General features: G+C 70.4%; 20 protein-coding genes and 1 pseudogene. All 21 read right to left on the reverse strand.

Annotated features, from left to right (window positions below; genetic code table 11):
• Positions 1 to 7 precede the first annotated feature (7 nt).
• On the reverse strand, positions 8 to 244 hold the full coding sequence (locus ACYQ5L_RS39055; protein WP_459963718.1) for a hypothetical protein: 237 nt from the start codon (positions 242 to 244) through the stop codon (positions 8 to 10).
• Between the two features lie 206 nt (positions 245 to 450).
• Positions 451 to 687 carry a hypothetical protein gene (locus ACYQ5L_RS39060; RefSeq protein WP_459963720.1) on the reverse strand — a complete coding sequence of 79 codons (237 nt, stop codon included), beginning with the start codon at positions 685 to 687 and terminating at the stop codon, positions 451 to 453.
• Positions 687 to 1904, reverse strand: coding sequence for a DNA cytosine methyltransferase (locus ACYQ5L_RS39065; RefSeq protein ID WP_459963721.1), 1218 nt, complete (start codon positions 1902 to 1904; stop codon positions 687 to 689). Before ACYQ5L_RS39065 ends, ACYQ5L_RS39060 begins: the two co-directional genes overlap by 1 nt.
• An 88-nt stretch (positions 1905 to 1992) precedes the next feature.
• Positions 1993 to 2843, reverse strand: a pseudogene (locus ACYQ5L_RS39070) (DUF5131 family protein).
• Positions 2840 to 3232, reverse strand: coding sequence for a hypothetical protein (locus ACYQ5L_RS39075; protein WP_459963722.1), 393 nt, complete (start codon positions 3230 to 3232; stop codon positions 2840 to 2842). The pseudogene ACYQ5L_RS39070 and the gene ACYQ5L_RS39075 overlap by 4 nt, the downstream one beginning before the upstream one ends.
• A 150-nt stretch (positions 3233 to 3382) precedes the next feature.
• Positions 3383 to 3781: a hypothetical protein gene (locus ACYQ5L_RS39080; RefSeq protein WP_459963723.1), complete on the reverse strand. Its 399-nt coding sequence runs from the start codon at positions 3779 to 3781 to the stop codon at positions 3383 to 3385.
• Positions 3781 to 4413, reverse strand: coding sequence for a DUF1643 domain-containing protein (locus ACYQ5L_RS39085; RefSeq protein WP_459963724.1), 633 nt, complete (start codon positions 4411 to 4413; stop codon positions 3781 to 3783). The genes ACYQ5L_RS39080 and ACYQ5L_RS39085 overlap by 1 nt, the downstream gene beginning before the upstream one ends.
• A 5-nt stretch (positions 4414 to 4418) precedes the next feature.
• Positions 4419 to 4976, reverse strand: coding sequence for a hypothetical protein (locus ACYQ5L_RS39090; RefSeq protein WP_459963725.1), 558 nt, complete (start codon positions 4974 to 4976; stop codon positions 4419 to 4421).
• Positions 4977 to 5019: 43 nt separating this feature from the next.
• A complete protein-coding gene (locus ACYQ5L_RS39095; RefSeq protein ID WP_459963726.1) occupies positions 5020 to 5439 on the reverse strand; it encodes a hypothetical protein in 420 nt (139 codons plus the stop codon).
• Between the two features lie 76 nt (positions 5440 to 5515).
• Positions 5516 to 6049, reverse strand: a complete 534-nt coding sequence (locus ACYQ5L_RS39100; RefSeq protein ID WP_459963727.1) for a single-stranded DNA-binding protein — start codon at positions 6047 to 6049, stop codon at positions 5516 to 5518.
• A gap of 58 nt (positions 6050 to 6107) precedes the next feature.
• The gene (locus ACYQ5L_RS39105) at positions 6108 to 6539 is read right to left on the reverse strand and encodes a hypothetical protein (RefSeq protein ID WP_459963728.1); all 432 of its coding nucleotides are present in this window, start codon (positions 6537 to 6539) and stop codon (positions 6108 to 6110) included.
• A 31-nt stretch (positions 6540 to 6570) separates the two neighbouring features.
• On the reverse strand, positions 6571 to 7245 hold the full coding sequence (locus tag ACYQ5L_RS39110) for a rhomboid family intramembrane serine protease (protein ID WP_459963729.1): 675 nt from the start codon (positions 7243 to 7245) through the stop codon (positions 6571 to 6573).
• 376 nt (positions 7246 to 7621) lie between these two features.
• Entirely contained in the window at positions 7622 to 8953 is a 1332-nt protein-coding gene (locus ACYQ5L_RS39115) for a hypothetical protein (protein ID WP_459963730.1), read from the reverse strand.
• Positions 8954 to 8964: 11 nt separating this feature from the next.
• Entirely contained in the window at positions 8965 to 9420 is a 456-nt protein-coding gene (locus tag ACYQ5L_RS39120; protein WP_459963731.1) for a hypothetical protein, read from the reverse strand.
• A 21-nt stretch (positions 9421 to 9441) separates the two neighbouring features.
• Positions 9442 to 11472 carry a hypothetical protein gene (locus tag ACYQ5L_RS39125; RefSeq protein WP_459963732.1) on the reverse strand — a complete coding sequence of 677 codons (2031 nt, stop codon included), beginning with the start codon at positions 11470 to 11472 and terminating at the stop codon, positions 9442 to 9444.
• Between the two features lie 295 nt (positions 11473 to 11767).
• Positions 11768 to 12601 carry a hypothetical protein gene (locus tag ACYQ5L_RS39130; RefSeq protein ID WP_459963733.1) on the reverse strand — a complete coding sequence of 278 codons (834 nt, stop codon included), beginning with the start codon at positions 12599 to 12601 and terminating at the stop codon, positions 11768 to 11770.
• 266 nt (positions 12602 to 12867) lie between these two features.
• Positions 12868 to 13539 (reverse strand): hypothetical protein, encoded by a 672-nt coding sequence (locus ACYQ5L_RS39135; RefSeq protein WP_459963734.1) that lies wholly within the window; start codon positions 13537 to 13539, stop codon positions 12868 to 12870.
• A gap of 10 nt (positions 13540 to 13549) precedes the next feature.
• Positions 13550 to 14191 (reverse strand): terminal protein, encoded by a 642-nt coding sequence (locus ACYQ5L_RS39140; protein WP_459963735.1) that lies wholly within the window; start codon positions 14189 to 14191, stop codon positions 13550 to 13552.
• Positions 14192 to 14233: 42 nt separating this feature from the next.
• Positions 14234 to 19672: a telomere-binding protein gene (locus ACYQ5L_RS39145; RefSeq protein ID WP_459963736.1), complete on the reverse strand. Its 5439-nt coding sequence runs from the start codon at positions 19670 to 19672 to the stop codon at positions 14234 to 14236.
• A 222-nt stretch (positions 19673 to 19894) separates the two neighbouring features.
• Positions 19895 to 20284: a hypothetical protein gene (locus ACYQ5L_RS39150; protein ID WP_459963737.1), complete on the reverse strand. Its 390-nt coding sequence runs from the start codon at positions 20282 to 20284 to the stop codon at positions 19895 to 19897.
• Positions 20285 to 20622: 338 nt separating this feature from the next.
• Entirely contained in the window at positions 20623 to 21771 is a 1149-nt protein-coding gene (locus tag ACYQ5L_RS39155; protein WP_459963738.1) for a hypothetical protein, read from the reverse strand.
• Positions 21772 to 21821: the final 50 nt, after the last annotated feature.

Below are 21821 nucleotides of genomic sequence, written 5' to 3' on the forward strand. Positions count from 1 at the left end.
AAAACTCCTAGCTTGAGGTATCGGTGCGGAGGTCGGTGGTCGGGTCGGGGTGGTCGTCGCCGACGTCGGTGCCGGGGAAGTCCGCGCGCGTGGCCATCTGCACGGCGACGGCCTGAGCGAGGTCCAGGGCGCGGGGCAGAGCGTCGATGCGGAAACGGGCGAGCCACTCGTCGCTGAGCTCGGAGGGGCGAGGTTCCCGCGCCCGCAGCCCGTCGGTGTCGTAGCAGGACCAACCATCGGTCACGAACCATCCGCCATGACGCCTGTCGACTCGCACAGTCCAGTGGGAGGCCTCGGGATGGGTTTCCGGAAGGCAGCTGACGCTGTAGCGCGACACCTGTATCGACGGGGTCGGAACGCGGGGACAGGCCATGGGTGCACCTCGATCGGGCAATCAACGCATGAGTAGATTGTTAAAGCATAATGCCTATAGCATTATCGAACAACCCGCTATCGGAGGTCCCGCCTCGGGTGCTCGACGGGCGCGTCGCACGGGAAGTAGCAGCCCGGCGTGGTGATCGGGGCGGGAAGCGTCGGCGCCGGAGGAGTGCGGCCCGCGGTGAGCAGCAACACCAACATGACGAATCCGGCGAACGCCGCCACCGCCAGCGCGGCGAACAGGCGCGGCATCGGCTGCACGCCTTTGGCGACGAAGCGAACGGCTTTTCGTTTCGGGAAGTGCGACATCAGGACAACCTCCGGCCGTCGATCGAGTCGGCAATCGATGCCTTGGCAGGCAGCGGGATCAGGGTCTGCATCGGGAACTCTGGGGATGCGGGGTGCAGGCGATCGAGGTGCGCGCGGACTGCGTCGAGGAAGCCCTCGGGGAAGCGCAGCGAGCTCCTGCGCGTGCGCCGCAGGAATCCGGCGGTGGCGCGCGCGGGCAGCGGCCGCGAATCGTCGAGGAACCCGCGCAGCCCCTCGTAGGGGACGTCAACGGGCCAGGCGGACACCGGAACCCGATGCACGACACCGCCGCGACCCCACGCGGCCGACGGCCAGCCGGGGCGCGTGTGCGGTTCGCCTGCGGGAAAGCCGGCGTCGGCCGGATCGGTCAGGCGGGAGCCCGCCCAGGACGCCATGCGCACGCTCACCGCGTTGCCGACCAGCTTCCAGCGATGCCCCGCGCGCACGCCGGGTACTTGGAGCGCCGGGGCGGTCCAACCGCGGTCGAAGCCCTGGAGCCGCTCGGCGTCGGCGATGCCGGGGGTGACGATCTCCCCGGACGGCAGCCGCACCGCGGGCGGGCTCGCGATGCCCAGCCCGGAACCACCCTTCAGCGTCGGTACCGCGTTCACCGCCCAGCCCAGCCCGCGCGTGCCCTCGGTCCAGTAGAACCCGCACGGATCGTGCGTCGGATCGCCGACCACACGGTCCCCGGCGTCGGCGCCGAACAGCACCGGTCGGGGATCCTCGGTGCGGGAGGCGAGCATGAGCACGCGTTTGCGTCGTTGCGGCAGCCCGAAGGCGCGGGCGTCGACCACCCGGTAGGCCCACAGGTAGCCGAGTTCTTCCAGCGCGGTCGTGACGTGGCGCATGGCCGTGCCGCCGCCCAGCTGCAGCATGAACGGCACGTTCTCGATGAGCAGCCAGCGCGGGCCGCGTTTGCGCCGCACCAGCCGGAACACTTCGTTCACCAATCCGGAACGTGCCCCGGTGATTCCGGCGGTGTGCCCGGCCTGCGACAGGTCCTGGCAGGGGAATCCGGCGGCCACCAGCTCGGTGCCGGCGGGCAGTGCCCGCAGTGTGGTCACGTCCGCGTGTACCGGGATGCCCGGGAAGTGGGCACCCAGCACGGCCTGCGCGCCCGCGTCGATCTCGCACAGCAACTCGGCAGACCACCCGTGGGCGGCCAGCCCGAGCTCGAGTCCGCCGATGCCGGCGAACAGGCCGACGGTGTTCATGCCGGCGCCGGGGCGGGGACCTGGTCCAGAGCCGTCCGTCGAGATCGAAGCCGGCCCTGCCGCATCTGGAGAGGCTGAAGTCCGAGGGTCAGCCATGGCGACCCACCACCGCGGCGGTCGCAGGATATTCGTCCCAGGTGCGGCCGTCGATTTCGCGGCCGCCGGATTTGGGTCGGAGGCCACCGATCTGCTTGAAAAACAAGGCGACCGAATGGGCGCCGCAGAGGTCGCGGATGCCGCGCGCCCAGTCCAGATTCAGCGACCGGAACCCCGGCCCCGACTCGCCACCGACGATGACCCAGTCAATTCCGGCCAGGTCCAGGCTGGGCAGGGGTCCGAGCAGCGGCTCACACGACAAGAATCGGACCGCCGTCGGAGTTCGACGCAGTTCATCAGCGCGCCAACAGAATTTGTCGGATTCGATCGATGTTCCCAGCCACACATTGGGCAAGGGCCACGGCGCGTTGACCGCCAGCCAGTCGCCAATGTCGTCTCCGCTGTTCCCGTCGTCGAACAGCATCGATTGCGCCATTAAATCCCGGAAGTCCGCGCGCGCCAACAGTTTCGCCAGGCGGCGAGGACGTTTGGTCAGCACCTGGAACTGATGCTGCCGCGCGACCGCCATCACCGCGAAGATCCGGGCGATGTCGGTGTCGCTCACGTGTGCGTGGGCTATGTCGGACATGCTGTTCACGAACACTTTTCGCGGTGACCGCCACCGCAGCGGCTCGGTCATCACGTCGGCGTGAACGGCTACGCCGAACCCTGGCCCGGAAGTCCGGGGATCGCCGTCGGTCTGGTACTTCGCGGCACCCATCGCTCGGAGCCGCTTCGCCATTCTCAGCGCATAACAGTTGTCGCAGCCCGGGCTGATCCGATCGCAGCCAGTGATCGGATTCCAGGTCATACCTCGGTCCACTCGATGCTCGACGCACTCATTTCGACCTCCGCGGGTCGCCGTCGGTCAGGGGATCAACACTGTCCGCGGAGTCGGGTTGAACGGTGTTCAGCGGCGGAAGGTCACCGAGTCGGACCATCGGAGGGTCGTATTCCCCCAGGCCACACGCCTCGCAAGAACGGCGGCGTCCCTGGTATTGCTCGAGGTCCCAGTCGACCCAGTCATCCCAGACATGACCGATCAGGGCGCAGGCAGCACGAGAAGCGCATCGCTGGCAGAGGATCCGGGAATCTGTCATGGTCCAGCCGTCACGCTCGGCAGACTTGCGCGCGGCGGTGAGGTCCGGGAAGTGGATCGTGCTGTCGTCCTGGTCGAACTCGGAGTCGCACTCGTCGCAAGCCAGCGACAGGCACTTGTGCCAACGGATCATCAGATACGCCTTTCAATTCCTTGCCGCCGGGTGTCGCACCCACCCGCGGCGGGACTGAGCTGGGACATAGGGGAAACCGCGGCCCTCGCCGAGCCAGCGGCCGACGGGAGGCCCGGCTGTCCGTTGTGCCGGGATGTGATGCTCACCGGTTCAGACCTGGTCCTCGCGTGCGGCGTGTTCTCCGACTGCGAGGTCGGGGTGGTGTTCCCGCAGTTGCGCGACCTGCGCGGGGTGGTCGGCGCGCCAGGTAGCCCAGCTGGGATCGGTCAGCTTCCAGGCGATCCAGTCCGCGAGGTCCGGGGAGGGGGTGAACGGCGGCTCGCCGGCGCGGCATCGCTGGCACAGCTGTATGCCGTCGGAGCAGAACAGCAGGTGGTCGTGGCAGAAGTACAGGCCGCAGCCGGTCTCGCCGCCATAGACTTCGCCGCCGCACACGTAGGCCAGGCCGCGGTCGATCTGTGTGGTGCAGTCGATCTGGTCGCACCGGCTGGGCACGCCGTACCCGATGTCGCGCCGCCAATTCGTGTCGTAGCCGACAGACCATCCCATCAGTAGCTCCTTGTCGTGGTGGGGTTCATCGCGGAGGATTCCGGGCGGTCGTGCCCGGGTGATTGCTCGGAATGCGTTGCCCGGCTGGAGTTTTCGGCAGGTTCGGGCAGCGGGTGCGGTGTCGGGGTAAGTCCGCGGGGCAGATACAGCGGATGCCGGGGGTGCCCGTCGCGGGTGAGGGCCAGGTGGTAGGCCCGTACGCCGTGCTCGGCAAGCAGCGCCAGGACCTCTCCGGCGCGGGCGCCGCCCCCGCTGCCCCAGGCCAGCACGGTGATCTTCTCGTCGGCGCAGCGCGCGAGGTGGGCGTCGTTGTCGGGCCCGACCGGATCCGGATGCCGCCGCAGCGCGCGCGGGTCGGTGGCCCGCAACGCGTACAGATTGCGGACGACGATGCCGCCGAATCCGGCGGCGCGGGCGAAGCCGATGCAGCGACGGATCGTGGGATCGTCGGCGTCGGCGTCGGCAGTCGACGGGTTGAGCATCACCCAACCCAGCACCGGCGCGTGCTGCGCCCACCGGCGGGTCAGCAAGTAGCGGTAGGTCCCGCACGCGGAGACCACCGCCGACGTGCTCGGCAGGGCCGAGTCGAACAGTGACTGCTGGCCCGAGGGCGTGGTGGGAGGAGGTCGCATGATGCTCACCCGGCGGCGGGGTCGGAGCGGCCGGTCATCTGGTGCGGTGACCGACCCGGCAGAGGTATCGCCGCCCCGAGCAGCAGTCGCCTGTGCGGTCGGCGCAGGTGCCCGGCCGTGGTGAGGAGCTCGCCAGCGTGCTGTGGGGCGATGCTGGCCACGGCGTGGAAGTGGGCCGACAGCAGCGCGTGGCGTCGGTGCGGTCGGTCGGTGAGCCATTCCTCGAGCACCACGTACCAGCCGTCGAGCTGGGTGCGGGTCGCCGTCATGGTGCGGTCGAGCAGGTACAGGGCGCAGGGCACACATAGGGCGCCGTGGGCGGCGAAGGTGTCCTCGAGCTCGTGGCAGGCATCGACCAGGTGCTGCAGACTGCGATGGATCGTCAGGTCCGCGGCTTCGGCGGTGCCGTCGCTGAGGGTGCTGGTGGCGGCGATGACGAATCCGGCGAATTCACCGGGGCCCGCGGCGTCGAGGGCGGGCGCATCGCGGCGGGCGATACGGGAGAGAGTGGGGCGGGTGTCGCCGCACTCCGGGAGCGCGCGGGGCGCGAGATCACCAGGCATCGGGTCAACCCTTCTGTGCGAGACGGCTTTCGGGCCGGGGAGGTCAGGTCAGAGCGGACTCGGCGATCGGCTGCGAGCCCGCGGTGTCGGGCTGGGGGTCGCCCTGGATCCAGTGGTCGAGCGCGGCGATCGCCCGCGCGGCGGGCGTGCGCTCGGTGGCACTCGCGTCCGGGCAGATCAAGGCGCATTCGCCGGCCGCGGGCTGAGTGGCGGCGGGGGGTGCGGTCACCGTGAGGCTGGTGTCACCGGGCAGTTGCAGCATCAGCGCGATCTGCAGGGTGAGCGCGGCCAGCACCATGAGCACGCCCAGCGTGGACGGGCGCGCAAGTGTGCCGGCGAGGGTGAGCAGCCGCTGCCAGCACCGGCCGGTGCCGCGGGCGGTCGGTGCGGCGCCGGGCAGCAACCCGGTGGGGCCGGTCGCGTCCGGGGATGTCGAGCGGGCGGAAATCGCAAGAGTGGTCATGGTTTTCACTCGAATCGCTGAGGCGGAACCGGGCTGGTTCGCGCCGGAGGGAGGGGTCAAGTGCCTGGAAGGCCGGTCAGAAGGGAGGTTCGTCGTCTTGGGCGCGGCTGCCGAAGGAGCCGGGTGCGGGCGCGGAACCCCACGGGTCGGCGCCGGCGCCGGCGCTCTGGCCGCCACGACCTCCACCCTTTCCGCCACCGGCATCGCCGCCGCCCTGCTGGGCGCCGCCCGCGCCACCGCTACGGGTAGTTTTGGTGACCTTCGCAGTCGCGTACTTCAACGAGGGACCGACCTCGTCGACCTCGAGCTCGACGACCGTGCGCTTCTCCCCCTCGCGGGTTTCGTAGGAGCGCTGCTTGAGCCGTCCGCTCACGATGACTCGCGCGCCCCGGGTCAGGCTTTCCGCGGCGTTCTCCGCGGCGTCGCGCCAGATGTTGCAGCGCAGGAAGAGCGCTTCGCCGTCCTTCCATTCGTTCGAATTACGGTCGAACACACGGGGAGTGGATGCGACGGTGAAGTTCGCAACCGCCGCGCCCGCGGGCGTGAAACGGAGTTCGGGGTCGGCGGTCAAGTTCCCGATGACGGTGATCACGGTGTCGCCTGCGGCCATGGTGATCGTTCCTTTCGTGGGGGGTATGGAGGTGGAAACCCGTGCGGCGCAGGGAAGGTCAGCGCCGGGTGAGGGTGGTGGTGTTGGCGCGGTGGAGGCGGAACCAGCCGCGGACGAGGGTGCGCCATTCGCGGCGGTGGCGCGGGGTGAGCATCTTGCGCAGCACGTAGCGGCGGGTGCGCAGCTGGTATTCGGCCACCAGCGCGTTCATCTGGTCGCGGCGCCGGCGCGCCGACAGCGACCCGTGCGGGGCGCGCTGGACCGCACGGCGGTAGGCGAAGGTGGCGGCGCAGGCCTCGGCGACCAGGTCGTGTGCCGACAACGCGGCCAGCGGTCGGCCGGCGTTGTCGGCGGTGAGCAGGCGCGGAGTGAACCGGGTGCGGGCGCGTTCCCAGTCGCGGTAGTGCGCGCGGGTGCGGTGCGCGGTCGCGCCGAGCAGGGTGCCGGCGGTGAGGCCGGCGGCGGTGGCGAGGACGGTGTCGGGTTTCACGGGAGGCTCCTGCACGGTCGAAGGGATCGGGTCAGCGGCCCGGCTGGGGGCGCGGCCGTTCGGCACGCGCAGGCGTGGGGGTGGGCAGCCGCAGGGCCGAGCGGTGCACGGTGAGGGTCACGATCGCGCCGGTGAGCAGTCCGCCCAGGTGCGCCCACAGGCTGATGCCGGGCAGGAAGCTGATCGCGATGTTGACCAGCAGCATTCGCAGCATGTCTGCGCGCTGCTGGCGCAGCCGGAAGGCGAGCGCGGCAGCGGCGGCCATGACGCCGAGCACCGCGCCCGAGGCTCCGACGACCGGAACCGGGGACAGGAAATACACCGCTGTCGACGATCCGAGCAGGGCCAGGGTGTACAGCGCCAGAAAGCGCCGCCAGCCCAGCACCGACTCGACCGTCGCGCCCAACCAGGCCAGCGCGAGCATGTTCACGGCCAGATGCAGCAGCGACAGGTGCACGAACCCGGCGCTGAGGAAGGTGCCGGGGCGCAGTGGTCCGAGATCGTCGGGGAGCAGCGCCCAGGTCTGGAACAGGCTGGAGCTTCGGACGTCGGTGACGTTGCGGGCCTGGACGGCGGTGAAGGTGAAGAACACGAGGTTGGCCACGAGCAGTCGGCGGGTCACCGGCCCGATCGCGGGCCTGGGGAGGCGGGAGGCCCGTGCGGTCCGGCCGGATGCGGACGGATCGGGTGTGCGCTGAGGGTTCATGGGTGTCCCTTGCTGGTCGGCGGGGTGGTCAGCCCCACCGCACGAATGGATATCTACAAGCATAGTGCAATAAGACTTATGCTTCAATAGTCGATCTTGACGTGGTGTGACAGCGTGCGGATCGGCGGGTGCGGAACGGATCGCCATGACGTGTCCTCCCGGTGTCGAGCGGGGTGATCACCTCGCGGACCGGCTCCGATGCCGGCGCGCGGGTAGGTCTCGAACCGCACGCTAGGAACCGCACCCGACACCGCGGGCCCGCCGTTTCCCGCCAACCGACACCTCCCCCGTTTCCCGGGGTCCTGGAACGGCGAAGGCCTCCCCGCAGCGGAATGTCCGGTGCGGGGAGGCCTTCGATCGGCGGCGGTGGGTGGGGTCACCGGCGGCTGCGGGACCGTTTGCCGTTGGTCCGGCTGGCGGCCGCCGCGGCCACGCCCATGCCCGAGACCTTGGCCGCGGTCGAGGCGCCACGGGCCGCGCGCGCCGCGGTGTGGCTGCGGCCGTTGGTGGCGGCCGGGGCGTGACTGGCGTGCCAGCGCGCCACCTCGCTGGTCACCTTGTGTTCGCCGCCGGAGGAGACGAACAGGGCCCGTTCGAAACCGGCCTGGCGGGCTTCGGCCCGCAGGCTGACCCCGGCCACCCAGGACGTCCGGGCGATGTAGCGGTTGGCGTAGGCGGCGGCCTCGGCGCCGGTGGCGAAGTGCCCCACCTCGGTGGTGGCGGCGTTGCTGCCCCGGGCGGAACTGATCCGCGCGGTCACCACGGTGTTGTGGTGGGCGGTGCGGAACTCGTGCTGGATCTGCTGCTGGGTCAGCCCCGCCCGCAACGCGTTGCTCGCCGCCTGGGCCCGCATGTGCTCGCGGTATTCGCCGGGTTCACGACGCCACCGATCCTGGGCCTGCCGGATCGCCTGGACCGCTTGGAGCTGATGCCAGGGCATCGTGTCCACGGCCGCCCGGCCGGTCGTCGTCGCCGGCGCGGAGCTCGGCGTGGTGCCCCGATGGGCGGGTGCCGACCGCGTCGGAGCCTGTGCCTGCGAGCGGGTCGCGGCGTAGTGGTCCAGCCACTGGGCCGACCACTGCGCGTCCTGGCGTGCCTGTGCCGCACCCGCCGCGTCCAGGGGCCGGAACGTGGCGTATCGCCACGCGGCCGACGGGTTCCGGTCGATCGCGCCCAGCGCCTGCACGACCTGGCCGCGCTGCTCCGGCGACAGCGGGCTGGTGCGCAGCGTGGTCTCGATCCCGCGGCGGATCGCGGCGAGCCGCTCGTGCTCGGCCCGGGCGGCGCGCTCGGAGTACTCCGGCGACCACCAGCGCTGCTGGTGGTCCTTCTGGTAGCGCAGCCGCGCATCGTGGTAGCTGTCCACGCGCATCGCGTACCAGCCGCGGGCGACGTTCTGGGCACCGATCTGCTGCCGGATCTGCTTGCGTGCCCGCATCCGCTGGATCGGCGACAACCGGCGGATCGCGGTCCGGGAGGCCGCGCGCGCTTTGCGATTGAGCCGGCGGGCCTTGCGCCGCGCGAGCAGGTCGAGGCCGCGGACCTTGCGCCGGGCCTTGCGGCGCCCGCGCGCCATCGTGGCCGCGCCGTGCGCCATCCCGGTGGTGGTGTGGTTGCGGCCGCGCGCGTACAGCAGGGCGACGATGTTCATGGCGGCGCGGATCATCTGACCGAGCTCTTGTTTCAGCTCGTCGGAGGGGTCGGACATGGGGGCTCCTTCTATCGGGAACAGGACGGGTCGGCGGGAGGAGGCGGGTCGGTACTGGGTGCGCGGGCGTGGAGGCCGTCGCGCAGCCGCTGCAGCGCTTCGATCGGCCCCGGCCGCCCGCAGCAGTGCCAGAACGCGAACCCGGTCAGGCCCACCTCGTAGACGGTGACCGGGGCGGGCACATCGACCAGGGCGCAGGAGGCGGTGAGCGTGCCGGTGGCCGCCCACGCCGGTGCCCAGCGGCGCATGCGCTGGTAGGCGCGCACGACCGCGGGCAGATGCGGGGTCACCGCGCGCCCGAGCCGGCCGCCGTCGTTGACGACCGGCACGAGCCGCTCGGTGACCGGCTGGGGCCGCGGGTAGAAGTCCAGGTCGGGGTCCAGGCGGGCCAACGCTTCGGCGATTCGCCGGCGCTGGGCCGGATCGTCGATCCGTTCGAGCGGATGCTGCGGTTCGGGGGAAACCATGAGGCTGCCTTCCGGGGGTTGTCAGGCGCGGCGGTGCCGGCCCAGGTCGATGACCTCGGCGAGTTCTTCCTGCGGGACGGGGCGGGCGATCATCCGGTCGGCGCCGCGCAGCAGCGGCAGCCGCTCGTCGTCCAACCGGCGCACGTGCCCGACCTCGGCGGTGCCGTTGCGGACGAAGATGAAATCGCCCACCTCGAGCCGCCGCAGGACGTTGGCGTCGATGAGCTCGACATCGGTGCCCTTGACCGCGGCGGCGCGCTCGGCGCGGCTCTTGAACACACCGGGCGCCGACCAGCGGCGGCGGGTGCCGTAGAACCCGGTGAGCCGGCCGTCACGGACCTCCTGGCGTCCGAGGATGGCGCCGCCGGCACCGGAGCCGACCAGCGATTCGCGTCGGTCGTCGGTGTTGCCGAGCCCGTTCCAGAACTGGGTGATGAACCAGGTGCCGATCAACGCCTTGCGGAACCGCTGCACCCAGGCATCGGCCCGGACCAGGCCGGTGGCGGCGATGACACTGAATTCGTCGGTGGCCACGAGGGTTTCGCGCTTGTGACGGCGGTCGGCGAGCTGCTCGAGCATGCATCCCAGGGCGCCGTACTGGGCGCGGGCCCGCTCGGCCTGGGTGGTGCCCTCCAGGATGCAGATCATGACGTCGAAGTCCTCGAAGGTGGCGTCGCCGTCGAAGGCGTCCCCGAGGTGCCGGAACAGGTTGCCGGCCTGGGCGTGCATGGTGGGCAGCACCGGTTCGTCGCCGGCCAGCACCGCCATCAGGTCCCGTTCGACGCCGCGGGCCCCGGTCCACGGTGCCTCCGGATCCCAGCCGGTTCCGCCCCACAGATAGGCCAGCACCTGCTCGTCGACGCGATCGAGGAACTCCTCGAACGAGCGCGGCGGATTCCAGCCGCGCGGGCGGCCGAACTCGTCGACGTATTCCGGGGCGTCGACGATGAGATGGATCAGCGTCTCGGCCATCTCGTAGAAGTAGCGCTCGGTCGTGGTCGCCGGCGTCATCGCGCCGGTGATCATCGCCGAGAGCACCGCCCGCATGTCCGCGGCCGAATCCAGGTTCCACAGCCCCAACCTGATGCGCGGGAAGACCGCGATCCGGGAGCGCAGCAGCCCCATCGAGACGAAATGCTCGACCAGGGTGTCGGCCAGCCGCTCGGAGTCCGGTCCGCCGTTGCAGTCGATCAGCACGCCCAGCGGCCGGCCGGGCCGGCGCAACCGCCACCACTGCCGATGCCGCAGCCACGCCGTCGCCCACCACGCGACCAGGAACCGCTCGACCAACGCGGTCTTGCCCGCACCGGTGTTGGCGACGGTGATCAGGTGCGTGCGGGTCGACCCCCACGGCACCGCCCACTTCCACCGGTACCGCTGCAGCAGCGCCGCGCGCCGCGTCGTCGGCGGGGCGACGCTCATCTCCGCGGCGAAGCGCCCCAGCACCGGGCTCGGGTTCCACCAGCTGGTGGTCAGCGGCAGCGGGTAGCGGGCCAGCCGGGTGGCCACCTGCTGCTGGCGCTCCCGGAACCCGTCGAGGAACCGCTCGGTGTTCACCTCGCTGCGGAAGCCGGTGGTGTGGGCGGTCACCACCTTGTCGGTGTAGTAGAACAACGCCAGCGCCCAGGCCAGCGGACCCAGCAGCACGCTCATCATCAACAGCCCGTGTCCGGGGCTGCCGGTCTCGAACTGGGCCATGCCGGCACGGAACTGGGTCCACGGCACCGCCGGATCGAACCCGCCGAGCAGGATCGCCGAGCCGGGCATCGCCACCACACAGCCCAGGGCGAAATTGCGCATCCGCGCCGGTGTCCACGTCCAGCGGGTGGCCAGCGTCGTCAACGCGGTCACACCCAGCAGCAGTGTCACGGCCGCGGTGACCAGGGCCGTGGTAGAGGTGGCGGTCCAGTCCGGCAGTTGCAGCTCACCCACCTTCCAGCCGTGTCCGTCGAACAGTGGCGGCGCCTGCGGGCTGGTGTCGGGAATCGGATCCGCGGTGGGGCAGGCACCGCCTCGCGGATCGCATTGCGCCAGAACGTCAATGGTGCTCATCGCCGCACCACCGCGTTCCGGCGTTCGTCAGGGGAAGGAAGGAGGGCACGCCGAGTGAAGGTGTTCACCGCCGCGGCGAACACGAGCAGACGACGGCCGGAAGGCACGTTCATACGAAGTCCCTGCTCACAGTCGAGCGGAATGGTCAGTCCCGCCCATCGATGGACACGAAAAGGATAATGCGACACCACCCGGAAATCCGAGTCGTACCCCACGATCCCGAGAACACGAGCGCCGCCCGCACCGGCAGGAGGCCTGCCCTGCGGGCGGCACCACAGCGGTCGCCGGAGATTCTCTACAGCTGGGACGGATCCGCGCTGTCGAGGAATTCCGACCAGGACGCCCGCACCGCCGGATGGTCCGGGCGCGCGTCGGGCACGAACGGCAGCACGGCGATCAGGTTCTCACCCACCCGCACCACCGTCGCCGCGTTCGGCTGCGCGGCCGGTTCGATCATCACCGCGTCGCGCGGATTCCACGCCGCGACAACGATTCTCGCGAGATCGTCCAGGCGCAGCGACGCCGGTGCCGCATCGAAGGGCGGCAACGCGGCGTTGCGGTCCTGGGCGGCCCGCACCGACGCCCACACGCCCTGCGGGTAGCGGGCGTGGTCGAACAGGAGCCGCCCCCAGTGTTCGGGCAACGGATCGGCGGCCGCCACCGGGGTCGCGAACTCCTCCCTGCCGGGCTGTCGCACCACCAGCCACGGCACCACCGTCTCCGGGGACACCGTCGCACCGGATGGATGGTCGGTGCCGGCGGCGCCGAGGGTGCGGTGCTGGATGGTCAGGTGGGCCCGCCGCGATCCGGATCGGCGGCCGGCGGGCGCGATGGCCGTCTGCAGCCGGGTCACCGACGTCGGTGACAGCAGCACGCCGGTCGAGGACAGCGGAGCGAGCACGTCGTGGATCGGTACACGCACGACGGCCAACATCCGGCCGTCGCTGGCGGTCGCGGTCAGATACCGGTCGCCCAGCAGCCGCAACTGCACGCACTCGCTGGCCAGGTGCTCACCGGTCGCGGGCCGCACGAACAGCGACGCCGAGCTGAGCAGCCGGTACAGGGCGTCGGTGCCGAGGGCGAACGCGCCCAGCGACACCTCGTGGTCGGTGATGGAGGTGGAGGTCATGGTCTGCACTCCCGGGATACGGGCGGGGTGGTCAGCCCCACCAGTGGTGGATCCTCGCCGAGGCGAGGGTGGCCCGGCGGGCCGTTGCCGCCCGGACATCGATGGCGCTCCTCGTCGTTGAGGTGCTCACCGGGGGGAGCCTCGTCGATCCCCTGTCGGGCACGCCGTTGTGCCGGTCCGGAAGGCGGTGGTCTGTCGATCGGAATCGAGAAACCCGCCAGATACATTAAGCATAGTTCCTAGGGCATTATGGTGCAATAGTTGATCTAGAGTGGGCGCGCGAGTCCGGTCTCCAACGCCAGGCCCGCCAGCGGCACGGCGGGCGCGTCCGCGGCGAACACCTGCGTGCGGGTCAACTCGACCACCGTGTCGCTGGGGTACAACCGCCACGGCCCCACCCGCGCCAACAGCTCCCCGGTCAGCGCGACGGCATGGAAACGGGTCGGGACGGTCGTGTGATCGGCCACCCGACCGCGGCGCCGCCAGTCGGTGAGGGTGCGCGGCGTCCCGCGGGTCCACACCACCTGCCGCAGCGTCATGCGGGTGCCGCGCAGACGCGGCAGATCCAGCACCGCCACCATGTGCACCTCGAGCCAGCCGCGCCGCTGCCACTCCTTGGCGATGGAGCTCGCGCGCCGCCCCAGGCGGGCGGGATCGGCGGGATCGAGGCTGGCGATGTTCTCCCGGGCGGTGACCAATGCGAGCTGTTCGGCCTCCACGACGTTGGCCGGCGGCAGCATCAGCGCCGCGAGGCGCGCCGGCGGGATCGGCGCGCGGACCCGCCCGGAGGAGCCGGCCAGCCAGCGCGCGACCGTCCGTTCGGTGACTCCGAAGGCCGCCGCGACCGCCGCCCGGTCGACTCCCTCGTAGGGGCCGGGTCCGTAGCAGGCGGCCAGTGCGTCCAGCAGCCGCCGCCGGTTCCACCGGGGACCGCTCATGTCTGCTCGCTCAATTCGGTTCGAAGCCAATGGAATCGATGGATTCGAAGCTCCATCCGGAGGTGTAGTTCTCGCGCGCGTACTGCGTCAGCCACTCCGAGGCGCCCTTGTCGCCGCCCTGGACGTAGGCGTCCTGCAGGGCGGCGATGTCGTCCGGGGACATGCCGGCCTGGGTGGGCGGGAACGCCACCGACCGGTAGCGCACGTAGTAGGAAGTGTTGCCCTGCACGCCCTGCACGCCGGTGACACGGATCCGGCCGCCGTGCTTGGCCAGCCGCTTGCCCTCGGCGCTGTCGCGCATGGTCTTCATCGCCCGCTGCCGGCCCGCTTTGGTCGTGGCGGACTGACGGGAGGCTTTGGTCAGTTTGGCCATGGTGTCGGCCTTGGGCTTGCTGATCTTGCTGGCGGCCGACGGCTTGGCCAGCCACCGTTCGACGGTGCGTTTGGAGACCCCGAGCCCCTTGGCGGCGGCGGCCGTGTTCACATCACTGCGCGGGCCGGGCCCGTAGGCGGCGCGCAGCATGCCGCGCAGATCCGGTGTGGCGCTGGCGTTTCCGGTGACATCGGAACCGGAGCGGCCGGTCAATCCCTCGAACATCGGGCTACGCCGGCCCGGGTCCGGGCTGAGCTGACTCTTGATCTCGTCGGCCATCGCGCTACCGCCCCCCTCGCGCTCGATGGAGCTGCTGCCCGGTCATGGCGCGCTCACCTTCCGCATCTGCTCGATGTCCCAACCGTCCTTGGTCAGGGCGGTCTTGCCGCTGAAGCCGGCCTTGTTCTGGTAGAGACGGCCGTCGAGGAAGGGCAGCTGATCGGTGAGCAGGGCCGAGCCCTCCCACTTGTACTGTCCGATCGCCCGACCCCAGGTATCGCGTGCTCCCTGCCCGCCGCGGGCGCCGGGGAACGCCGACTCTGGATTCGGGTCGTCGGACAGGTAGATCAAGGTGTCGTTGTCGATCGCCACCGGCCAGCGGCCGGTAGCCGTGCCCGTCTTGTGCACGAAACGAAGGATGTTGGAGCGCGCCTTGGCGATGATGTGGTGGCGGCGATGCTGGGCGAACCCGTCCTTCCACTGCGTGATCTGCTTGCCGGTTTCCGGGTCGAGCGCCTTGCGCTGCATGGTCAACTCCGAGCCCATCTGACCGATCGTGCGCGTGTAGACGGTCTTGAGCAGATCTCGTGCCGCCTGCGCGTCGGGGTCGTCGAGGTCCAGGGCGGCACGGGCGTCGCGCACGCGCTCATAGAAGCCATCGAAGACCCTCGCGTGCTCGGGCCAGACGTAAGCCTCCAGGACCTCGGGCTCGTAGCCCAGCTCGCGTGCGAGCTGCATCGTCGGCGTGGTCACCCACAACGGCCCGGGCTTGGTGGCCCCGCCGGGCAGCAGCGGATGCGGGAAGCGCCAATCGGCCGCCTCACCGACCTCGGCCCGCCAATACCCGGGCAGCTTCGCGTCGAAGGGGCGCCCGTCGGGGAAGTGGATGCTGTGTCCGACACCGACCGACAGGCTGGCCATCCCGCCGACATGGGACCCGCTGCGGTCGAAGGCGTGCGCGAAACGCATCCTCAACTCCTCCGCAGTCGGCTGCCGATTCCATTGCAGGTCGTCCTCCAGCGCCGAGATTCGTTCGGGCGCAATGAGATCGGTCGCCTTGAACACGACGTCACGGTCCCGGCGTGTCGAGAACAACAGATCGAAGCCGGTGATCTGCGAGGTGACCCGGTACGGCCACCGCAGGGCATCGGAGAACAGGGTCAGCCGCCGTGCCACGGTGGCCGGGGACGGGTCGTCACCGAAGAGCGGATCCCGTTCGGCGGACTCCTTCGGCAGGCCGGCGATCAGTACGATCCACGCCCGCCGGTCATCGCCCCACATTCGCGTCCAGGGACCCAGGCGGTCACCGGCACCGCCGATCCCCCACCCGGCCGCGCGCGCGTCGGTCACCAACGGCAGGCCCGTGGTGGCCTCCTCGATGTTGGTGCGCGCCTGGCGAGTGCTCGGGTTCGGCTCCGGCACCGCGACACCCAACCGGGCCAGCAGCGCGGGCGTCACCCACACCTGGCCGACCTCGGTCCATTTCTCGGTGACCCGGCATCCGAGGTTCAGGGTCGTGACCAGGTCGGCGAGGTGGCCGACGTGTGTCAGTGGGTCCGGCAACGGCCGACTGGTGCCGTCGGGCAGCCACACCCCGTCGACGTCGGCGACCACGACCGGCGCGGTGAACTCGTCATCGGGGCGGGCCAACCGCAGCGGTGGCCGCCCGACAGCGGTGGCCGGTTCCGCCGCGGCGGTTGGCCCGGAAGCCGAATCCGTTGCCACGGAGGGCTGTTCGATCTCCTCGTCCCGAGCGGGCTGCTCGGTGGCCGGGGCGGGCTCGGGAGGCAGGGAGACCGGTGCGCCGACGTCCGCGTCGAGGGTCAGCTCGTACTGTCCATCGCACGGGGCTCGGCTGACGCCCATGTCGGACTCCTGGGGTATGTCGTCGTCAGGAATGGTCAGGTCCTGGTCGGCTGAGGTCGGATCGGGATCGGCCGCAGGGGTGTCGGTCGGTCCCGGGTCGGTTGCAGCGGATGCTACGTCGCTGCCCCGACATTCGGACCCGAGCAGTTCCCGCAACGGCATCGTGAGCGTGGCATCGGGGTCGGGATCCGGGCCGTCGCCGTCGTCCCACACGTCGTCGCCGGGGTCGTCCTCCCCTCCGAGCAACGGCCACAACTTCACCACGACCATCCGCTGGCGGCGGTTCTCCGCGTGCAGGGTCCGCCACACCGTGTGACGTACCCCCGTCCCGCGTTTCTCGGTGATCAGCAGGCCGTCGTCGGCCAGGGCCCGCAGCGCGGTCTGCACATCGACCTGCGGGGCGTCGGTCATGCGCGAACAGGTTTCCTTGAGCACCTGTTCGATGGCGGGCTTCCACAGCAGCAGTTGCGGTTCCCCGCCGTCGCGGACGGTCGGGTCGGTCAGGACGTACCCCATCCGGATGCCGCGGCTCTCGTCGCGGTAACGGCCGGACATGTCCTCGCCCGCCCCGCCGAAACCGGCGCCGAGGGGGGTGCGCTTCCAGCCCAGCCGGGTGGCCAGCGGCCCGTCCGGGCACTTGCCGGTGCGGACGTCGTCGACATAGCCGATGCCGGTCCGCAGTGCGTGGGCGAGCAGTTCCCGGATCCGCGCGCCGGTGGTCGAGGGCAGATCCGGGTCGACGGAGGCCTCGAGCGCGGCGACCATGCCGATCTCGGCGACGGTTTCCACGGTGGTGGCCTCGGCCTCGTCGAGGGCGCCCACCTCGACCAGGAATCGCAGCAGCACCGGCCAGCCCGACCAGATGTCGCCAGCGGCTTGCGCGGTGCGCACCGCGCGGCCCTGGCTCATCAGCAGTTCGGCGAACTTGTCCGACCGCTCCTGCGCGAGTGCGCGCGCCTTGTCCAGATTGCCGGCGAGCCACTGCAGGAACCCGGACATGACCAGCGCGCGTCCGTAGCGGGACTTCTCGTGGTCGAACTTCTTGAGCGTCTCGACCGAGATCTCGGAGGCGATCATCGGCACCGGGAAGGTGCGCTGCCCGCCCGAGCTGCCGGGGCGCGGCGCGACCTCGCTGGTCACCATCGCCGAGGCCCGCGGCGCGGTGCCGCTGAGCACCGACAACCCGTCACGGGTGGAGCGGCTGCGCTCCTCGGCGTTGTGGACCAGGCGCGCGATCTCCTCGAGAAGCTTCTGGGCCGCGGTCCAGTCCTTGGTGGGCGCGACGTCGTCGAACCAGTACAGGCAGTCCTTCGCCTGGTGCAGTTTGATCCGCACCGCGTTCAGGGTGTCGCCGTTGCCCGACAGCGAGGTGCCCGGATGGCGGCGATCCCACAGTTCACCCCAGCAGTGCATGCCCAGGGTCGCGACACCGGTCTTGTAGGAGCCGGGGCTGCCCACCAGCAGCAGCACCCACGGGTTGGGGCCCAGCGCGGCGCGGAACACATGTCCGAGCAACGGCGCGGCCACCCGGTTGGGCAGCTCGGTCAGCAGGGCGCCGCAGTCGTCGAGGAAGGCCTCGCGCAGGCGCGCGACGGTCGCCGGAGCGGGCAGGTTGTAGCGCGACATCGGCCCGTCGAAGCTGACCGGCGCGACCCGGTACCCGTCGGCGTCGATGGCGCCGCTGGCGTGCACGAAGTACCACGTGTTGCTCGCCTCGTCGCGCCGCCAGCCGGTCGCGCGATGGCGGACCACGCGCCGGATGTTGTCTCCGCCGGCGACTTTCAGCGCGTCACGCAGTTTGGCGAGACTGTTGGAGCGCGAGTCATATTGCGGGGGCCCCGGCAGGCTGTCGAGCCAGCGGCAGTCGCGTTCGCGCCAGGAGTCGGCGGAGATACGCCGCTGGGTCAGCTCCCCGGTGGCCGGGTCGGTGTAGGCGATCACGACCGTGGCCAGGGTCTCGGGCTCCGGCGGGTTCATCGCGGCGGAATCCTGATCCAGGTGCTCGCGCCCGTAGAGCGTCGGGCGGGTGACGTCGTCGTCGTCGCTGTCGTTCTCCAGGTACTCCATCGCCACGACCCGCGCGTCCAGCGACAGGATCTGGCGCAGCTGCTGGCGCCCGTCGCGGGTCACCAGTTCCACCAGGCGGCCACCCAGGATCCGGTAGGTCGGCGCGGCCACCACCGACCCGAACTCGCCCTCGTCGGGGAGATCGCCCGCCGCGGCGTCGGGCCGGGGCCCGGTTCCGGCGCGGCCGCTCGCCCCGGCGGGCGAGGGTTCGGCGCGGGTCTCCTGGGCGCGGGCCAGGGCGATCTCGTCCGCGTCGAGCAGCGGTTCGGGCACCGGCAGTTCCGCGTCCTCGTAGGCCGCGCGGGCGTACCGCTTCGCCTCGTCCCACGCCTGTTCGGCGGCGTCGACCGCGTTCTGCGCGAAGGGGGTGCACGCGCGGCGCGCGTGCGCGCGGGTCTGGGCCAGAAGGTCGGCGACGGCCTCGTAGCGCCGCTCGGTCTCCATCGCCCAGGCCTGGGCCCGCTTGAGCTCCTGCTCGCGAAGCGGTGCGTCGTCGCCGGCGTCGGCGTCGGCGTCGGCGGCCAATGCGGCGCGGGCCCCGGCTTCGAAGCGGGCGTAGGCGACCGAGGACACCATTTCGCCGTGGATCTTCTCGCGCAGCTCGGCCGTGGCGTGATGGGCGGCGAGTTCCGCGACGGTCACCGGCAGGAAACCGTGCAGCGGATCAGCCAGGTCGAGGCCCGGACCCTCCACGTGATCGGTGTAATCGGCCTTGGGCTGGTCCACCGCCGGCAGCAGCAGGCGCACCGTGACGTCGCCGACGTCGGCGAACAGTTTGGCCAGTTGCAACCCGCGGGCGTAGCCGCCCGGATCGCGATCGAGCACGACATGGACGGTGGCACCGCGGAACTCGCCGGCCCGCTCGGTCGGGAAGTTGCCCGCACCCTGGGCATTGGTGGTGGCGACCTGCCCGTGCGCGAGCGCGGTGTCGCAGTCCTTCTCCCCCTCCAGGAGCCACACGACCTGCCCGGCCGCGACGGCTTCGCGCAGTTCGCGATGCCGGTAGAGCACCGGCCGGAACGACGGCGGCTTCTTGGACACGCGCCGCCCGTTGGCCAGCACGTACTCCTGCTTGAAGGTCTTGTGCGGCTTGTGGATCTCGACGCCGTCGGCGTCGGTGCAGGTCTCGCACTTCTGGCGGATGACCTGCTCGACCAGCGCGCCGGTGTCGGGGTCGGTGTAGTCGTAGCGGCAGACTTCCTGGTAGGCGTGCGTGAGCCTCGGCTTGGTCAGTTTGACCAGCGCCGCGGGCAGCCGGCCGTGCGTGCGGCGTTTCCCGGCGCGACGCGCTTGCTGGGTGCGCCCGACCCGCGGTGTGGTGCGCTCGCGCGGCTTGAGCGGCTCGTCATAGAGGATCGCCGTGGTCAGCGACGGGTCGATACCGGCGACGATCTCGTCTGCGGGCTTGCGGCAGCCGTGGCAGAACAGCAGCAGCCGGCCCCCGCAGTCGGGGTCGGGAACCCAGGTGACGTGCAGCGACGCGGTACCGTCCGCGTGCGCCGGGCACACCGTCATGTAGTGGTTGTTGCCCTCGGGTCCCGCCGGTGGGCAGAGAGTGCGGAAGTTGTCGAGCGACCACATGGGGCCGCGCGATGCGGGATATGTCACATCGCATCACCGCCGACGCCCCCACCGATATACGTGAGGAAGGCGTCGACATCCGCTACCATCATGGACGTACCCCTTCCTTCCGAGGATGTGGTGCCTGTCCCCCGCCAGGGACAGACAGTGGAACGAACTCACGCCGAGAGGTGTGATCCAGTTTTCGAAAAGCACCCCCCCACTTCGCCAGTCAAACGGGTGGGGGGTTTTTCGTTGTCTAGGGCGCTGTCATGCGCTCACCTTCCGCCTGGCGGCCCTGGTCGGCGCAGGGGCGGGAGCGGCATCATCGTTTGCGCTGGCGAACAATTCGAACAGTGCCGCGTCCTGTCCGTCCTGCCCGGTCTCGTCCTGGGTCATGATCAGTTCGGCGAGGTCGTCACGACCGTGGCGCCGACACATCTCGATCACGTTGTCGGGATCGTGGGCTCCGTTCGTCCGGGCCCAGTTCTGCGGTTTCCGCACCTCGCTGGCCAGTCCATAACGTTCGCAGAACAAATTCCAGACCAGTTCGGGCGGGAGGATGTTCAGTTCTTTCGCTTCCAACTTGATCAGTTCAGAGAGAGACGTGCTCAGACGCCCCGGCACCCGATGTTCGGCACCGATTTTCTTTCTGCCCATGCCTGCTCCTCTCAGGGGTACTGCAGTGGTCATCCTGGTGCACACCGGGTGCCCTTCGCACACCGACACGCCGTTTCTGGTCCAGTTAAATCCTGGCGCATTCCGGGCGGCTCCGGCCGTTGTTCGAGTTTGCGCAGGTAGACGTGGAAATCAAGCAATCGGCGGGCGTCAGGCCCGCAGACAAGCGCGCGGGGCGCGCTGTACTCGCCTATTCGGAGCCGGACGCTACCAAGATCGGAAATTGTTGGGCCATCTATGCGCCGGTCGGACCGACCGGGCCAGCAAGCGCCGATGGCGCACACCGTTGCCGGCGTGCGCCATCGGCTGGAGCCCCGGCCTCACGAAGTGTGCGCCGGGGTCGTGACCAGGGGTTCGCTCGCTTCGAGGATCCGCTTCACAGTCATGTGGTGCAGGCCGCCGGCCTCACGGGCGATCTGCCGCAGGTGAGGAACCTTGCGGACGTAGTGGTAGACGAGGATCGTCTGGATCTGCTCGGTCGTGCATTTGGTGGTGACCGCAGTGCGGACGGCCTCGGCGATCTGGGTCCAATCCTGCAGGGCGGCCTCCTCGCCCAGCGGTGCACCGAACTCCACCGTGGATGGGACCGGATCCGGTTCCGCGGCAACGAGTTCCGCCGGCCGCTGCACCGGCATGTCCGCGGTCACCGAGGTGAGCAGATCGGCGTACCAGGCGGTGAGCCGGCCGTGGCTCCAGAGGATCACGCCGATCATCAGCGGCACGACGGAGAACTCGACGGCCTTGAGCCAGTCGTGTTTCCAGGCGTGGGGCCCGGCGTTGAGGAACCATGTGACCGACAACAGGATGCACTCGGTGCGGAAGATGATCCGGTGGGGGACCGTCTTGCCCCATGCCGCCGCCGTGGACGCGAACTTCATGAACACGAACAGCGTCACCGACACGAGCATCTCGACGAAATAGCTGAACCAGTACAGCGGGTTCGACATGTCCCCGTCGGGGACGAGGTTCTGCTGCACGTTCACCCCGGCCCACACCATGCCGAAGATCATCGCGATGATCAGGGCCCGGCTCGACCACGTCGCAGTCCGGACCAGCGTCGCCAGCCGCGAGTCGAAGTTCGTGAGCCGCTCCCGTTGGGCGTCGGCCCGCAGCCGCCAGCGTCGGTCACTGTCGATGCTGCGCTGGATCGCAGCCTGGTTGCGGCGTTTGCGTCGTTCGGCGGCGAGCCCGGCGCGCAGCCGCGCCTTGTCCAGACCACGCAGTCGGCTCCGCTGCCAGCGTGCCTGCCGCTTCTTGAGCAGGACCTCGAGCCAGGACCACTCGTCGTAGAGCACGCGGTTCTGCTTGAGCGGTCCGCGCTCGCGCGCGACTTCGACCTCGTGCTGCCACCGCGCGACCGTGTCCGGGTGCGGGGTCCGCGCCGACAGGCTCGGCAGCCAGCGCCGCCGGCGGGGTTGCGCCGCTTCGACAGGCGCAGAATCGATCTCGTATGTGTCAGAGGTGGCCATGTCACTCTCCGGTGCGTGGCCCCCGGATGCGGCAGGCATGCTGTCGCATA

The sequence above is a fragment of the Nocardia sp. IFM 10818 genome (assembly GCF_054655275.1).

What these genes read in the sequence shown, in the direction of transcription:
- ACYQ5L_RS39060 (WP_459963720.1), bottom strand. Translation starts at nt 687, where the DNA reads ATGTCGCACTTCCCGAAACGAAAAGCCGTTCGCTTCGTCGCCAAAGGC.
- ACYQ5L_RS39065 (WP_459963721.1), bottom strand. Translation starts at nt 1,904, where the DNA reads ATGAACACCGTCGGCCTGTTCGCCGGCATCGGCGGACTCGAGCTCGGG.
- ACYQ5L_RS39075 (WP_459963722.1), bottom strand. Translation starts at nt 3,232, where the DNA reads ATGATCCGTTGGCACAAGTGCCTGTCGCTGGCTTGCGACGAGTGCGAC.
- ACYQ5L_RS39080 (WP_459963723.1), bottom strand. Translation starts at nt 3,781, where the DNA reads ATGGGATGGTCTGTCGGCTACGACACGAATTGGCGGCGCGACATCGGG.
- ACYQ5L_RS39085 (WP_459963724.1), bottom strand. Translation starts at nt 4,413, where the DNA reads ATGCGACCTCCTCCCACCACGCCCTCGGGCCAGCAGTCACTGTTCGAC.
- ACYQ5L_RS39090 (WP_459963725.1), bottom strand. Translation starts at nt 4,976, where the DNA reads ATGCCTGGTGATCTCGCGCCCCGCGCGCTCCCGGAGTGCGGCGACACC.
- ACYQ5L_RS39095 (WP_459963726.1), bottom strand. Translation starts at nt 5,439, where the DNA reads ATGACCACTCTTGCGATTTCCGCCCGCTCGACATCCCCGGACGCGACC.
- ACYQ5L_RS39100 (WP_459963727.1), bottom strand. Translation starts at nt 6,049, where the DNA reads ATGGCCGCAGGCGACACCGTGATCACCGTCATCGGGAACTTGACCGCC.
- ACYQ5L_RS39110 (WP_459963729.1), bottom strand. Translation starts at nt 7,245, where the DNA reads ATGAACCCTCAGCGCACACCCGATCCGTCCGCATCCGGCCGGACCGCA.
- ACYQ5L_RS39115 (WP_459963730.1), bottom strand. Translation starts at nt 8,953, where the DNA reads ATGTCCGACCCCTCCGACGAGCTGAAACAAGAGCTCGGTCAGATGATC.
- ACYQ5L_RS39120 (WP_459963731.1), bottom strand. Translation starts at nt 9,420, where the DNA reads ATGGTTTCCCCCGAACCGCAGCATCCGCTCGAACGGATCGACGATCCG.
- ACYQ5L_RS39125 (WP_459963732.1), bottom strand. Translation starts at nt 11,472, where the DNA reads ATGAGCACCATTGACGTTCTGGCGCAATGCGATCCGCGAGGCGGTGCC.
- ACYQ5L_RS39130 (WP_459963733.1), bottom strand. Translation starts at nt 12,601, where the DNA reads ATGACCTCCACCTCCATCACCGACCACGAGGTGTCGCTGGGCGCGTTC.
- ACYQ5L_RS39135 (WP_459963734.1), bottom strand. Translation starts at nt 13,539, where the DNA reads ATGAGCGGTCCCCGGTGGAACCGGCGGCGGCTGCTGGACGCACTGGCC.
- ACYQ5L_RS39140 (WP_459963735.1), bottom strand. Translation starts at nt 14,191, where the DNA reads ATGGCCGACGAGATCAAGAGTCAGCTCAGCCCGGACCCGGGCCGGCGT.
- ACYQ5L_RS39150 (WP_459963737.1), bottom strand. Translation starts at nt 20,284, where the DNA reads ATGGGCAGAAAGAAAATCGGTGCCGAACATCGGGTGCCGGGGCGTCTG.
- ACYQ5L_RS39155 (WP_459963738.1), bottom strand. Translation starts at nt 21,771, where the DNA reads ATGGCCACCTCTGACACATACGAGATCGATTCTGCGCCTGTCGAAGCG.